At 53.8% G+C, this 13,714-nt stretch carries 17 protein-coding genes and 2 tRNA genes; 16 read left to right on the top strand and 3 right to left on the bottom strand.

The window, feature by feature from the left end; genetic code table 11:
- Positions 1-70 precede the first annotated feature (70 nt).
- Complete coding sequence (locus FC49_RS08940; RefSeq protein ID WP_003714249.1) at positions 71-781, bottom strand: winged helix-turn-helix domain-containing protein; 711 nt, start codon at positions 779-781, stop codon at positions 71-73.
- A 117-nt stretch (positions 782-898) separates the two neighbouring features.
- Between FC49_RS08940 and FC49_RS08935 the strand changes: the two genes are divergently transcribed.
- The 9 genes from FC49_RS08935 (at position 899) to FC49_RS08895 (ending at position 7,760) form a co-directional block, all read left to right on the top strand.
- Positions 899-1,771, top strand: a complete 873-nt coding sequence (locus FC49_RS08935) for a phosphate ABC transporter substrate-binding protein PstS family protein (protein ID WP_056984831.1) — start codon at positions 899-901, stop codon at positions 1,769-1,771.
- Between the two features lie 4 nt (positions 1,772-1,775).
- Positions 1,776-2,675, top strand: a complete 900-nt coding sequence (gene pstC, locus FC49_RS08930; protein WP_056984830.1) for a phosphate ABC transporter permease subunit PstC — start codon at positions 1,776-1,778, stop codon at positions 2,673-2,675.
- Positions 2,675-3,556, top strand: a complete 882-nt coding sequence (pstA, locus tag FC49_RS08925; protein ID WP_056984829.1) for a phosphate ABC transporter permease PstA — start codon at positions 2,675-2,677, stop codon at positions 3,554-3,556. The genes pstC and pstA overlap by 1 nt, the downstream gene beginning before the upstream one ends.
- Before the next feature lie 12 nt (positions 3,557-3,568).
- A complete protein-coding gene (pstB, locus tag FC49_RS08920) occupies positions 3,569-4,324 on the top strand; it encodes a phosphate ABC transporter ATP-binding protein PstB (protein WP_056984828.1) in 756 nt (251 codons plus the stop codon).
- A gap of 10 nt (positions 4,325-4,334) precedes the next feature.
- Positions 4,335-5,039 carry a phosphate signaling complex protein PhoU gene (gene phoU / locus FC49_RS08915; protein WP_056984827.1) on the top strand — a complete coding sequence of 235 codons (705 nt, stop codon included), beginning with the start codon at positions 4,335-4,337 and terminating at the stop codon, positions 5,037-5,039.
- Between the two features lie 106 nt (positions 5,040-5,145).
- Positions 5,146-6,465 (top strand): C1 family peptidase, encoded by a 1,320-nt coding sequence (locus FC49_RS08910; RefSeq protein ID WP_056984826.1) that lies wholly within the window; start codon positions 5,146-5,148, stop codon positions 6,463-6,465.
- A 183-nt stretch (positions 6,466-6,648) separates the two neighbouring features.
- Complete coding sequence (locus FC49_RS08905; RefSeq protein ID WP_056984825.1) at positions 6,649-6,957, top strand: carboxymuconolactone decarboxylase family protein; 309 nt, start codon at positions 6,649-6,651, stop codon at positions 6,955-6,957.
- 366 nt (positions 6,958-7,323) lie between these two features.
- Positions 7,324-7,512 carry a CsbD family protein gene (locus tag FC49_RS08900; protein ID WP_056984824.1) on the top strand — a complete coding sequence of 63 codons (189 nt, stop codon included), beginning with the start codon at positions 7,324-7,326 and terminating at the stop codon, positions 7,510-7,512.
- Positions 7,509-7,760, top strand: a complete 252-nt coding sequence (locus FC49_RS08895) for a GlsB/YeaQ/YmgE family stress response membrane protein (RefSeq protein ID WP_056984823.1) — start codon at positions 7,509-7,511, stop codon at positions 7,758-7,760. The genes FC49_RS08900 and FC49_RS08895 overlap by 4 nt, the downstream gene beginning before the upstream one ends.
- Before the next feature lie 255 nt (positions 7,761-8,015).
- On the opposite strand, the gene FC49_RS08890 is transcribed toward FC49_RS08895, so the two are convergent.
- Together FC49_RS08890 and FC49_RS08885 are read right to left on the bottom strand one after the other, a co-directional pair.
- Positions 8,016-8,450 carry a winged helix-turn-helix transcriptional regulator gene (locus FC49_RS08890; protein WP_056984822.1) on the bottom strand — a complete coding sequence of 145 codons (435 nt, stop codon included), beginning with the start codon at positions 8,448-8,450 and terminating at the stop codon, positions 8,016-8,018.
- Positions 8,434-9,453: a hydroxyacid dehydrogenase gene (locus FC49_RS08885; RefSeq protein WP_056984821.1), complete on the bottom strand. Its 1,020-nt coding sequence runs from the start codon at positions 9,451-9,453 to the stop codon at positions 8,434-8,436. The genes FC49_RS08890 and FC49_RS08885 overlap by 17 nt, the downstream gene beginning before the upstream one ends.
- A 184-nt stretch (positions 9,454-9,637) precedes the next feature.
- Here FC49_RS08885 and FC49_RS08880 point away from each other — a divergent pair, with 184 nt between their 5' ends.
- The 7 genes from FC49_RS08880 to FC49_RS08850 all read left to right on the top strand — a co-directional run bounded on the left by FC49_RS08880 (position 9,638) and on the right by FC49_RS08850 (position 13,654).
- Entirely contained in the window at positions 9,638-10,294 is a 657-nt protein-coding gene (locus tag FC49_RS08880) for an SDR family oxidoreductase (protein ID WP_056984820.1), read from the top strand.
- Positions 10,295-10,323: 29 nt separating this feature from the next.
- Positions 10,324-11,094, top strand: coding sequence for an acetoin reductase (locus FC49_RS08875; protein ID WP_056984819.1), 771 nt, complete (start codon positions 10,324-10,326; stop codon positions 11,092-11,094).
- 150 nt (positions 11,095-11,244) lie between these two features.
- Complete coding sequence (asd, locus tag FC49_RS08870) at positions 11,245-12,339, top strand: aspartate-semialdehyde dehydrogenase (RefSeq protein WP_056984818.1); 1,095 nt, start codon at positions 11,245-11,247, stop codon at positions 12,337-12,339.
- A 112-nt stretch (positions 12,340-12,451) separates the two neighbouring features.
- Positions 12,452-13,204: an alpha/beta hydrolase gene (locus tag FC49_RS08865; RefSeq protein WP_056984817.1), complete on the top strand. Its 753-nt coding sequence runs from the start codon at positions 12,452-12,454 to the stop codon at positions 13,202-13,204.
- A gap of 4 nt (positions 13,205-13,208) precedes the next feature.
- Positions 13,209-13,448: a hypothetical protein gene (locus FC49_RS08860; RefSeq protein ID WP_003715675.1), complete on the top strand. Its 240-nt coding sequence runs from the start codon at positions 13,209-13,211 to the stop codon at positions 13,446-13,448.
- 56 nt (positions 13,449-13,504) lie between these two features.
- Positions 13,505-13,576: transfer RNA gene (locus FC49_RS08855), tRNA-Glu, on the top strand.
- A 6-nt stretch (positions 13,577-13,582) separates the two neighbouring features.
- Positions 13,583-13,654: transfer RNA gene (locus FC49_RS08850), tRNA-Gln, on the top strand.
- Positions 13,655-13,714 lie beyond the last annotated feature (60 nt).

Genomic DNA, 13,714 nt, shown 5'->3' with positions numbered 1-13,714 from the left:
ATAAGGAGGTCACTTCATATTATCTCCCAGCCGCCCTGATTATGCCTAACTAATCAGGGCGGTTTCTTTCTTATACAAACTTATAGCCAAAGCCCCGCACAGTCAGCAGGTGAGCGGGCTTGTGGGGGTCGTCCTCCAGCTTATCACGCAGGTGACTGATGTGGATATCGACGATCCGTGAACTCGCCAGGAGATCGTACCCCCAGACACCGGACACTAACTGTTCCCGGCTGAGGACCTGGTTGTGGTGGTTGATTAAGTATGAGAGCAGTTGAAACTCCTTGGGCGTTAGTTCGACCGGCTGCCCGGCCTTCTTAACCGTGTAGTTGGCCTGGTCGATCGTCCAGTCGTTGGCGGCAATTACCGCATTCTCTTCTGGCGCCTCGGCTGGTGCTGGTTTCGCAAACTGGACGTGGCGGTAGAGCCACAGTCGCTGCTCTACCCGCGCCCGAAAGCTGCGTTCATCAACCGGCAGGGCAAGGACGTCATCGACCTGCGCGTGGAAGAGTTTCCGCTGGATCCGGTCTGTCACCTCGGGGACCAGAATTATAATCGGGCCGGTGAGCTGGTGACGGACCAGGGTCATGGTGGCAATCGTCGTATCGAGGCTGACGTGACTGAGATCCCACCAAATACCGGTGACCGGGCGTTGTTCCAGGGCAACCACGAGGCCAGTCGGGGTAGTGATTTGAGCGAGCTGCCAGCGGGCCTTCTTGCAGGTGGCCGTCAGTTGGTCCACGAGTTCCGCTGACTGGCTCATTAATAGAAATTCTTTCGCCATTCGGGATTATTCTCCAGTATTTACATAACTTTTACATTGCTTCAATTAAAAGTTTACAGTGGCTTGCTATCCTTATTTGTATCATAGGAAATCCGTAAAGACAACTAGGAGGCAATCATGCGGAGAATATTATTGGGAATCATCTTGGCGGTGCTCGTCGGCGGCCTGGGAGCTGGCTGGGTGGCCGCCAAACACCACCCTGCCCAGGAGAAAGTCACAATCGTTGGCTCAACCGCGCTGCAACCACTAGCCGAGGCAGTCGCATCCAGGTATCGCCAGGGGCAACCAACTACCAACATTACCGTCCAAGGCGGCGGCTCCGGGACGGGGCTGAGCCAGGTCCAGGCCGGGGCAGTCAACATCGGTTCTGCAGACATCTTTGCTAGCCAGCAGGACGGCATTGATGCCCACAAGCTCCGGGACCACATCGTTGCCGTATCGGGGATTGCCCCGATTGTCAATCCCAAGCTGGGGGTCAAAAACCTCACGATGACGCAGCTGCACCAGATTTTCACCGGGCAAATTACCAACTGGCGTCGGGTCGGTGGTCCGGACCTGCCGATTACCGTGATTAACCGGGCCAACGGGAGTGGAACCCGGCTGGCGTTTGAGCAGACGGTCCTCAGAAAGGGTGACCATGCTGTTCAGGCACAGGAGCAGGACTCCAACGGAACGGTGAAGGAAATCGTCACGAACACTCCCGGGGCCATTTCCTACATCTCCTTTTCCTATCTCAACAAGACAGTTCAGCCGTTAAAAATCAACGGGGTTGCCCCGACGGCCAGCAACGTCACGACCAACCGCTGGCCGCTCTGGTCTTATGAACACCTGTACACGCAGCGGCGGCTGAACCGGGCGACCCAGCAATTTATCAAGTACATGCAGTCGGGGAAGGTCCAAAATGGCCTGGTGAAGGAGGCCAATTACGTCAGCATCCACGAGATGAAAGTGACCAAGTCGGCAACCGGCCAGGTAAGCGAAAGGAAGTAATGGGATGGATAAAGTCAAACAGGAGCTGCTAACCCCGTCTGCAGAGAGCCGTCAGGAGTGGCGGGGGAAAATCATCAGCTATTTAGCAATCATAGTTATCGGCGGACTGGTCGCCACGATCCTCATTTTCTTAACGAGCAAGGGCGTGGCGCTCTTCATCCAGGATGGCTATTCCCTGGGCAAATTCCTGAGCGGCGTGAACTGGCAGCCGAGTCACCACTTGTACGGCGCCTTGCCGATGATTGTCACCTCCTTTGCGGTGACCCTCCTGGCAGGAATTGTTGCCTTACCCCTGGCCCTGGTCAGTGCGGTCGCAATCACGGAAATGCTGCCCCCGCGGGTCAACCAGCTTATCCAGCCCGTCATTGAGCTGCTGGTCGGTGTTCCCTCGGTCGTCTATGGCTACGTTGGCCTGACCGTGATCGTGCCGCGGCTGGGCCGGCTCTTTGGTGGAACCGGCTTTGGAATCCTGGCAGCCACCTGCGTGCTCTTCTTGATGGTGCTGCCAACCATGACCTCAATGACGATTGACAACCTCCGTCAGGTGCCAAAACAATACCGGCTCGCTTCGGCAGGGCTGGGGGCGACCCGTTGGCAGACCATCACCCGGGTAGTGATCCCCAGCGCCAAGGGCGGTATCCTAACAGCAATGATCTTTGGGATGGCCCGGGCTTTTGGTGAGGCCCTCGCCGTGCAAATGGTGATTGGAAACGCGGCGGTCATGCCGCACGGGCTGATGTCTTCGGCCGCGACCCTGACTAGTGTGCTGACGACTGGAATCGGGAACACCGTCATGGGGACCACCTCCAATAACGCCCTCTGGTCACTGGCGTTGATTTTGTTGCTAATGTCATTGGCGTTCAACCTGCTTCTCCGGCTGGTCGCCAAGAAAGGGGCTCACTAATGCGGGCAGAAAAAGTTGATAAAATTGCCACTGCGGTCGTCCTCTCGCTGGCCGGGCTGGTTGGCCTGTTAATCATCAGTTTCCTGGGCTACCTCCTCGTTGTCGGTCTGCCAAACGTTTCCTGGCACTTTCTTTTCTCACCAGCCGAATCCTTCAAGAGCGGTGGTGGAATCCGGGACCAGTTGTTTAACTCCTTATACCTAGTCGTCTTGACCATGCTGGTCTCGGTGCCCCTGGCGTTGTGCGCGGCCATCTACTTGAGCGAGTACGCGCCGCAAAACCGCCTGACGGCTACCCTCCGCCTGGCGATCGAGGTACTGAGCTCCTTGCCGTCAGTGGTAATTGGGCTGTTCGGTTACCTGGTCTTCGTGCTCCAGTTTGGCCTGGACTTTTCCCTGCTAGCGGGGGCCCTGGCGCTGACCATTTTGAACCTGCCCCTGTTGACGCGGTCCTGCGAGGACGCTCTGCAGCAGGTGCCCCAGTTGCAACGTCAGGCTGGCTTGGGACTGGGGATGTCGAAGTGGCGGGTGACCACCAAGATTGTCTTGCCGGCGGCCCTGTCTGGCATTATCACCGGGGCCATTCTGAGTGCCGGACGGATTTTTGGTGAGGCGGCAGCCCTGATTTACACCGCGGGGCAGAGTTCTCCAGCGATCAGCTACACCGATTGGAACCCCTTCAGTCCGACTAGCTTCCTCAACCCATTGCGCCCGGCTGAAACCCTGGCGGTCCACATTTGGAAGGTCAACAGCGAAGGCTTGGTTCCCGACGCCCGGGCCGTTTCTAATGGGTCTGCAGCGGTCTTGATTATTACGATCTTAGCGTTCAATTTACTCGCCCGCTTGGTTGGCTACCTGATTAAGCGGCGACTGGCAAAGTAAGGATGGGATAACATGACAGAACAAATTGCATTAGAAGTCAAAGACCTCCACGTCGCTTATGGCGACAAACGGGTAGTCCAGGACGTGTCACTGAAGTTTCCGGCCCGCCAGATCACGGCAATGATTGGCGCGTCAGGATCGGGGAAGTCGACGGTCCTGCGGAGTCTTAACCGGATGAATGATGATCTCGCCACCGTGACCGGGATGATTAATTTTCATGGCTTCAACATCAACCAGCCGAATGTCAACGTCTACCGGGTTCGGCAGCAAATCGGGATGGTCTTCCAACAGCCGACCCCCTTTCCACTGTCAATTTACGAGAACGTCATCTATGGCCTGCGGTTAGCGGGGGAGCGTGACCGCCAGGTGCTGGACCAGCGGGTAGAAGAAAGTCTTCGTCAGGCCGCCTTGTGGGATGAAGTCAAAGACCAGCTAAAGGAGAGCGCACTGGCACTTTCCGGGGGCCAGCAGCAGCGGCTCTGTATCGCGCGGACGTTGGCGGTTCGGCCAGAAATCATCTTGATGGACGAACCGACGAGTGCCCTCGACCCGGTTTCGACTTCGCAAATCGAGGATACCCTAGTACAATTAAAGGAGCAGTTTACCATTATCATGGTGACCCACAACATGCAGCAGGCGTCGCGGTCGGCGGATTGGACAGCCTTCATGCACCAGGGCCGGCTGGTCGAATTCGGCCCGACTTCGCAAATTTTCATGAACCCGCAGGAGGAGCAAACGGCAGACTACCTCAGCGGTAAGTTTGGTTAGGAGGAAGACCATGGGAGCAATCTTTGATGATGAATTAAAACGGCTGCGCGGCCGCTTTATGGAGATGGGAATTGACGCCAGCGAGCAAATCTACCAAGCGACGAAGGCCTTTAATGAAAAGGATGCCCAGCTGGCTCGCCAGGTACTAGAAAATGACCACCAGCTAAACGACGAGGAAATTCAGCTGGAAAAACAGGCCCTCAAGTTGATGGCCCTCCAGCAACCGGTGGCGACGGACTTTCGGAAGATTATTTCAATCTTGAAGGCCAGCTCGGATGTTGAACGGCTGGGAGATTACGCGGCCCACATCGCCCGGGCAGGAATCAGGCTGAGCGCGGATGAGGCTGACGAGCAGGTCGAAAAGCAGATTGAAAAGATGATGATGATCGTTCGCCAGATGTTGGAGAAGGTCATGGATGCGTACGTCTATACCGATGAGCAGAAGGCCTACGAGGTCGCCAACGAGGACTTGCAGGTCGACCTGATTTACGTCCAGCAGCAGGATGCCATCATGGATGCCCTGGTCAAGTTGCGGGAGGACGTCAAGAGCTACGGGACCTACCTCTCCGTGATCCGCTACCTCGAACGGGCCGGGGACCACATCGTCAACTTGGCGGAGTGGATTATTTACAGCGGCTCGGGCAAACTTGTGGAGTTAAACCCTGGCAAGGCCGACCCCGCGATGGTCAAGCGAAAGTTAAAAGAAGACAATTAATGTGTTGGGGCTGGCAGCGGGAGAACTCGCGGCCAGCCTTTTTAGCACTGCAAATTCCTCGAAAGTGCTAAGATAGAAATAATCAACGAATTTGAGGAGGCAGATTATGTCTGAACAAGAACTAACGGCCAAGATGGTTAAAGAATACCAACAGGCCTTTCACCACCGGCGGGATGCGGCCGTCATCGCCCGGGCCATTCAAAAGAACGGGATTAAGAACGCCAGTGAGGACCCGGCAGCCAGCGAACGACTCCACCGGGCATTTTCGTACGAAATTAAAACCGGGAAGCCAAGCAACCAACGGCACAGTGGGCGCTGCTGGTCATTTGCGGCCCTGAACACGCTCCGGCACAAGTTTGCCACGAAGTACCACTTCAAGGACTTTGAACTTTCCCAAAATTACCTGTTCTTCTGGGACCGGATCGAACGAGCCAATATGTTCTTCCAAAAGGTGATTGCGACCGCGGATCGGCCGCTCCATGACCGGCTGGTCGACTTTTACCTTAACTTCGCCCTAAATGACGGTGGTCAGTGGGCTAACGCGGCTTCAATTGTTGAAAAGTACGGGGTTGTTCCGGAATACGTGATGCCGGACACCCACAACACTAAGGACACCAGCGATGTGGCCGAAGTGATGAACTACCTGATGCGCAAGGACGCGTTGGAGTTGCGGCGGATGGTCAGCCACGGGGATAGCGAGGATGAACTCGCCAAGGCCCGGGAACGGATGATGGCTGACGTGTACAAGGTCGCTGCCTATGCCTTTGGTGAACCACCGGTTAAGTTTGACCTGGAATTCCGTGATGACGACAAGAAGTTCCACCAGGTACTGGACTTGATGCCGCTCGACTTCTATCACCAGTACTTTGATACCAACTTCAACGACTACGTGGTCGTTACCAATGCGCCCGATCACGACTACCAGCGGGTTTACTCCATGCCAAGTCAGGATAGCGTTGTTGGTGGAGTGCCGATTAAGTTCGTCAACGTCCCATTCGCAGACCTGCAGGAAGCCGCAATCAAGCAGCTGAAGGCCGGGGAAACTGTCTGGGTCGGCAATGATGTTCTTCAGCAGATGGACCGCAAGCGGGGGTTAATGGACGCCAAGCTCTTCCACCGTGAGGAATTATTGGGTGTCGACTTCGCCATGGACAAGAAGGACCGGCTGGAATCACGGCAGGCAATGGTTTCCCACGCCATGACCCTGACCGGTTTTGACCTGGTAAATGACCAGCCAACCCGCTGGAAGATTGAAAACAGCTGGGGCAAGGATAACGGTGACAACGGCTACTTCGTGATGACCCAGGATTGGTTCGAGGAATACACCTATGAGGCCGTCATCAACAAGAAGTACCTAAGTAAGGACCTCCAAGACTTAGCCGCTCAGCAGCCAATTGAGCTGACAGCTTGGGATTCTTTGCAGTAAACAATTCTTAGAAAAGTAAAAAAACAGGGGTTCAGAAGTGGCCGTAGCCGGGTTCTGAACCCCTGTTTTAACACCACTTGAGAAAGCGCTTTCTAAGATGTATCATTGACGATAAGTGGGCAAGTGTTAATAAATGAAAGGAAGATTGACATGACAGATTACAAGTAAGAACTGAATGAAGTAATGGCAAACAACAAGAACCTCTTTGCTAGCACCGGAGCAACCGGAAAGGCATTCCTCGGTGTTCATGAGGAGGCAATTAAGGCGGGGGCATTGGATAGCAAGACGAAGGCCCTGGAAGCACTCGGCATTGCGGTAGCGATTCGCTGTGAAGGCTGCATTGTTCAGCACGTCAAAGGGGCAATTAAGCTAGGGGCAACCCGGGACGAGATCGTCGAAACGATTAACGTTGCCATCATGATGGGTGGCGGCCCATCCACCGTCTATGGCGGGAAGGCCTTAGCCTGTGCAGACCAGTTTCTGCAGGAATAGGGTGTGGGACAGAGCTAGCGTGGCTAGTTCATTGCCCCCCATTGACGCGCAGCAAGACTATTTGAGGGTGTCAAATGCTGATTGATCAGCGTTTGAACTGCCAGCCATCTACTGCGCTGAGGCATTTTATCTTTAAAACAGAAACGAGGCTGAGTTAATTTCCAGCCTCGGTCTTAACTGTTTATGACGGCTTTAGCTTTCGTAAGGAAGACGTAAGTTAATTAAGGAACCCGTAAGTCCAAGCTAACCGAATTGCCGGCCCGTCCAGTTGTTGTTAGACTTAATAACAGAAAGTACCATTAGTCATCGGGAGAAAGGCCCGCGTTGTTTACTGCACCAGTCACCAAATAGAAAGGTTGATTATTGATGGTTAGCAATCAGCACGGCTTGAAAGATCAAGTAGCAGGCAAATTCAAAGAGGTTAAGGGTAAGATAACTGGCGACCGTCAGGAAGAAGCAGCCGGAAAGACACAGAAGGTCCTCGGCAAAGCTAAGGACAAGGTTCAAGACCTTAAAGATAGTCTGACCGGTAATGACAAGGAGGGGACCCAATGAGCTGGCTCTGGGCACTAATTGTTGGTGGGTTAATTGGCCTGGTAGCAGGGGCAATTACCAACCGGGGCGGCTCAATGGGGCTAATCAGTAACATCATCGCTGGGCTAGTTGGCTCGGCAATTGGTGAAGCGGTTCTAGGCGCGTGGGGACCACAGTTGGCCGGAATGGCCATTATCCCCTCGGTCATCGGAGCAGTTGTCTTAGTGCTGCTGGTTTCTCTAATTCTAGGAATTCGCCCGACATCGTAAATTAAGGTGAGTGGGAAATAACCTTCTCGACAGGGCGTATGGCTAACCTAGAACGATAGTTGGCACGGTACGGGCCGGCTAGCGTTCGTAGGCAAATAGCCTTGCTTCGCGGCGTTAGACACTAGCCCTGTGGTTACGACACGCAGTTAGCCTATTGGTTTTGCACGTTATCTTTATATATAGTTAAGAACTAGCAAAAGGCTGGTGAGAAAAGCAATGTTTTCTCCCAGCCCCTTTTTATGTTTCACATGAAACTTAATCCTGCTTAACGATTTCCTGCTTCCAGTGGTGGAGGTGTTGCTTGGTAATTACGCAGAGGCCATCATCACCGGCAGACTTCATCTGGTTGGTACACATAATTTTCACCGTGGAACTAGTCGCTGCCTTTTGCTCACCCCAGTAGTTGAGGTAGCGGAGGGCAGCGTAGAGGTTTTCGCCCTCCGCGGTCAGCTGGTATTCGACGTGGGGCGGCATCGTGTTGAAGCTCTTGCGGCTGACAATTCCAGCGTCGGTCAGTTCCCGCAATTGGTCGCTCAGGACTTTGTGGGAAGTTCCCAGCTGTTTGACGAGTTCGCCGGTTCGCCGTGGGTGTCCGGCGAGGAGGTACAAGATCACCGGTTTCCACTTCCCACCGATGATGGAGAGGGCGTAGTCGGCGCCGGTATTATACATTTTAGTTGGGATAGTCATGTGAATCCTCCTTTGGGTTAACAACGAGTTTAAAGACCTTTTCGGGGTGCCCGGTGAGGTAGTCGACAATGTTTTGACAGGAAATTCTCTGTAAAGCAGTTAGGGAGTCACTGCTGTAAAAGGCCGCGTGTGGGGTGACCAGGACGTTTTCGCGACCAACTAGGGGGTTAGTGGCCAGGTCGGGGAATTCCGTCGCCAGCACGTCAAGAGCCGCACCCTTCAGCTGTCCACTGTCGAGGGCAGCCACCAGGGCGGGTTCGTCCACTTCAGCACCCCGGGCCATGTTAATAAAGTAGGGGTGTTTGACCATCTGCTTAAACCGGTCGGCGGTAAAAAAGTGATAGTTGCTATCGTTGAGGTTCATGTGGTTGCTGATAATGTCGGCCTGCTGGAAGAGGGTGGCCGCGGGAACCAACTGGACCCGGTCAGCCACCTTGGCATAGTTCTTCTGGCTGATAAAGGGATCCACCGCCAGCACCCGCATTCCCAGCGCTGCAGCCCGAGTTGCCACTGCCCGGCCGATTTTCCCCAGGCCAAAAATTCCCAGGGTCAGATTGCTGAGGCGCCGGTTAGGCTGGGCATAGTCGTAGCGCCACTGCTGGTGAACATCGACGTCGGTTAGATATGCCTTGAGATTGCGAACCAGGGCCAGCATTGTTGTAATGGTGAACTCCGCTACGTCCGCCGTGCAGTATTCACCGACAGGACAAACGGCAACCCCGTGGCGGCGTGCCGCTGCTAGATCTACGTTGTCGTAGCCGGTAGCGTTGATTGAGACCACTTTAAGCCGTGGCGCTGCCGCTAATACCTCCTCGTCGATTTTGATAAAGGCAGTCAGCAGTGCATCGGCATCGTGGACGAGCTGGAGAAAGTCGGCTCGCTGGTCATCGTGATAGGTATAGGTACAAATTTGACAGTCTGGCAGCCCGGCTGATAAGACCTGCTTTTCTAGTTCGTGGCTGGGCATCATTGACCCCGCGTAGTCGGCAATTACGATTTTCATATTGCCCCTCCTCACTGGATTGTTCCTACTGCCATTATATGGCAAATTAATTTAAATTGCGCGCGGTGGCGTAGCGCTTACAATTCTTACTTCGAGGTAACCTGCTTACCCAAAAGTGCTTACTTTTAATAAGATATAACCCAGCTATACTGAAAGTGTACTAACCGGATAGGAGGAAGAAAAAATGACGAAACAAGTTTTGATTCTTGGTGCGACTGGACAAATCGCGGGCCACGCAATTACGGCCCTGCTGGACGAAACGGATGACCACCTGCTGCTCTTCACCCGCCACCCGCAACACCTGACCGTCACGGATGAAGCACGGGAAACCGTTATTAAGGGTGACACCTTGGACACCGCGAGCCTAGATGCAGCTGTGGCGCAAGCGGACGTGGTATACGCTAACTTACGTAATCCAGAGATTGAACAGCAGGCGAAGAACATTGTGGCAGCGATGGATAAGAATGGGGTTAAGCAGCTCGTCTGGATTTCTTCGATTGGAATTTATGACGAGGTCCCGGGCAAGTTTGGCGAGTGGAACAACGAAATGCTTGGTGGCGGCCAGGAAGACAGCTATCTGGGAACTTACCGGAAGGCCGCGGATGTAATTTCCGCTTCTGACCTGGACTACACGATTATTCGCCCAGCTTGGTTGACCAATAAGGACGAGGTGGAGTACGAAACGACCGAACGGGGTGAGGCTTTCAAGGGAACCGAGGTTTCGCGGAAGTCGATCGGTACTTTGGTGGCGGCCATCATCGTGGATCCCGCAAAGTACGCCCGCAAGGATTTAGGGGTGAACAAGCCCCACACTGATGGTGATAAGCCGGCCTGGTACTAGAGTTTAGTTTAGCGAAAGGAAGTAATCTGATGGTAGCAAGTAAAAAAGTGGCAATGGTTACTGGAGCGGGGCAAGGAATTGGCCGAGCAATCGCGCTTCGCTTGGCTAAGGCCGGGTTTGCACTGTCAATTGCGGACTTGAATCTTGCCAATGCACAAAAAGTTGCCCAAGAGATTAACCAAGACGGTGGTGAAGCAATGGCGGTTGAATTAAACGTTGCGGACCGCGCTAACTTCCGTAAAGCCGTTCAAACGACGGCAGCTCAACTGGGCGGCTTCGACGTCTTAGTTAATAATGCTGGACTGGGCCCGGTCACTAAGATTGAGGACGTTACTCCTGAACTATTTAACAAGGTGATGAACGTTAACGTCGCGGGCGATATGTGGGGGATTCAAGCGGCCCTGGAACAATTTAAAAAGAAGACCCGCAGCGGTAAAGAAATTATTGGTAAGATTATAAATGCGACCTCGCAAGCCGGAGTCCGTGGCAACAAGAATGAATTGCTTTATAGCAGCAGCAAGTTTGCGGTTCGCGGCCTTACCCAGGTTGCGGCGCGGGATTTAGCAAAGCAGGGCATTACCGTCAATGCCTATGCACCCGGAATTGTTAACACACCGATGATGCGAAAGATTGCCGTTGATCAGGGCCTGGCGATGGAAGATTATGAGTCATTAGTGGCCTTAAACCGCCTGTCCGAGCCAGACGATGTCGCGAAGGTGGTTGAATTCCTGGCGAGCGAGCAGTCAGACTATGTCACAGGGCAAACGATCCTCTGTGACGGTGGGATGCAATTTGTTTAGCATTAATTAGAATGACAGAAAGATCCTGCGTTTCCTAAGTCGTGAACACGCAGGATTTTTTGTAAGTAATCTTCTGGAATCTTTCACATAACAAGTGTATATTAGAAGTTAATTAAAAACTAATGAAAATAGATGTGGAGGATTTTCGTAATGGGTGAGCAATTAAAGGTTGGTGTGATTGGCGCGACTGGAATGGTTGGCCAACGGTTTGTGACGTTATTGGCGAACCACCCCTGGTTCAAGGTAACGGTGGTGGCAGCCAGCAAGCACAGCGCTGGGCAAAAGTACGGGGACGCTGTTAAGGATCGCTGGAAGATGGGGAAGACGCCGATTCCAGAAGGGGTCAAGGACCTGACGATCTTGGACGCGGAGGATGTTGCTGCGGTTGCTTCCCAGGTTGACTTTGTCTTTTCCGCGGTCCACATGGATAAAGACGCGATTTGTCAGTTAGAGGACGAGTACGCAAAGCACGAAACGCCAGTCGTTTCCAACAACAGTGCCCACCGGTGGACGCCGGACGTGCCGATGGTGGTTCCGGAAATCAACCCTGACCACACGGATGTCATCAAGTATCAACGAGAACGCTTAGGTACCCAGCGCGGTTTTGTGGCCGTTAAGCCGAACTGTTCCATTCAAAGTTATACCCCGGCGCTGGCTGCCTGGAAGCAGTTTGAACCAACCCAGGTCCTGGCCTGCACCTACCAGGCAATTTCTGGAGCCGGCAAGACCCTAGAGGGCGCCCCGGAAATTCAGGGGAACGTGATTCCTTATATTCCGGGTGAGGAAAAGAAGTCTGAGGACGAACCCCTCAAGATTTGGGGACACGTTGATGATGAACAGAAGGCAATTGTCCCGGCCGAATCACCGGTGATTACGAGCCAGTGCCTCCGGGTGCCGGTCCTGTATGGACATACCGTGGCGGCCTTCGTTAACTTCAAGCAGGACCCGACGAAGGAAGAACTGATTAAGGCGCTGGAAGACTACAGTGGTGAACCACAACGGCTGGGCTTGCCGAGCGCGCCTAAGCAGTTTATCCAGTACCTGGACGACGACTTCCGGCCCCAGGTCCGCTACGACGTCAACTTTGAACACGGGATGGGGATTTCCATCGGCCGGCTCCGGCCTGACAAGCTCTTTGACTGGAAGTTTATCGGCCTGTCCCACAACACCGCCCGGGGAGCCGCTGGCGGGGCGATTGAACTCGCTGAATTGCTCAAGGCCAAGGGCTACCTAACAGCTAAATAGGATTAATCATCCGCTCCGGCACGCTTGACGATTCCGGGGCGGATGATTGTTTTCTCAACTTAAAATGGACTAAAATAACAATAGCAACGTTTGGAATAAAGAGGAGAATAGTATGGAAGTTGAAATCAAGCGGGAAGGCCGCACCCTCCGTGGCCTCCTGGAGGGAACGGCGACCCTCCACAATGACCATGTAGCAATTTTAATGCACGGCTTTATGGGCGACCGGGGCAACCACCCGGGGAAACTGCTCTATGATTTATCGCACGCGTTAAATGACGCTGGTATTCCAACCCTGCGCTTTGATTTTGCCGGCTGCGGGGAAAGTGATGGCGATTTTGCTGAAATGACGGTGCTGAGTGAGCTGCTGGACGGGATGGCAATCATTGACTATGCTCGGACCACGCTCGGCGCCAAGGAAATTGACCTGGTGGGACATTCCCAGGGTGGTGTGGTAGCTTCGATGCTGGCTGGCTACTACCGTGACGTAATTGCCAAGCTCGTCTTGCTGGCACCCGCGGCAACGCTCAAGGACGATGCCCTCAAGGGGGAATGTCAGGGAAGCAAGTACGACCCGAACCAGATTCCGCTGACGGTGTCGGTTCACGGCCAGGCAGTCAGTGGTCAGTATTTCCGGACTGCCCAGTTGTTGCCAATCTACGAGACAGCCCAGCACTTTGCCGGCCCGACCCTCATTATTCACGGCGAGGATGACCAGGTCGTTTCCCCAGAGGCGGCGCGCAAGTACAATGTGATTTTGCCACAGAGCAAGCTCTACCTCATGTCAGGAGAAGGTCACCTCCTGGAGGGGCCGAAGCTCGCTGAGATTTTACAGACCGTCACAACTTTTTTGCAGGATAAGGAGTAAGCAGATGGGCAGTGACTACCAACGTTACTTAGCACGAGCGGCAACCGTCGCCGACTGCCAGCGAATCTATGAGCAGGAACTCGACCGGCGGGGGCAGGAATACCGGCAGCGGGATCCGCAGAATTACCGGCCGTTGCTGGCCGCTCATGAGGTCAACTACTGGATCCTAGCGGAAAACCGGGCCCAGCAGCTAGCTGGGCAGCGGCATAGCTATGGCAGCTTGATTAGCCGCCGGTCCTATTGATAAAAAATCCTTGCCTTTTGTGCAGAGCCTTGCTAAAATTAACTAGCATTGCAAATGACCCGTTAGTCAAGTGGTTAAGACACCAGCCTTTCACGCTGGTATCGTGGGTTCAAATCCCGCACGGGTCACTTGATTGGGCTATAGCCAAGCGGTAAGGCAACGGTTTTTGGTACCGTCATGCGCTGGTTCGAATCCAGCTAGCCCAACTTAATTCATAAATCCCGCCAGGCTGATCTATTTGAAGTGCCTCATAATTGTTAGACAAA

The sequence above is a fragment of the Limosilactobacillus oris DSM 4864 genome (assembly GCF_001434465.1).
In the GTDB taxonomy this organism is placed as follows: Bacteria; Bacillota; Bacilli; order Lactobacillales; family Lactobacillaceae; genus Limosilactobacillus; species Limosilactobacillus oris.
This window is presented reverse-complemented; position numbering and strand designations above follow the sequence as displayed.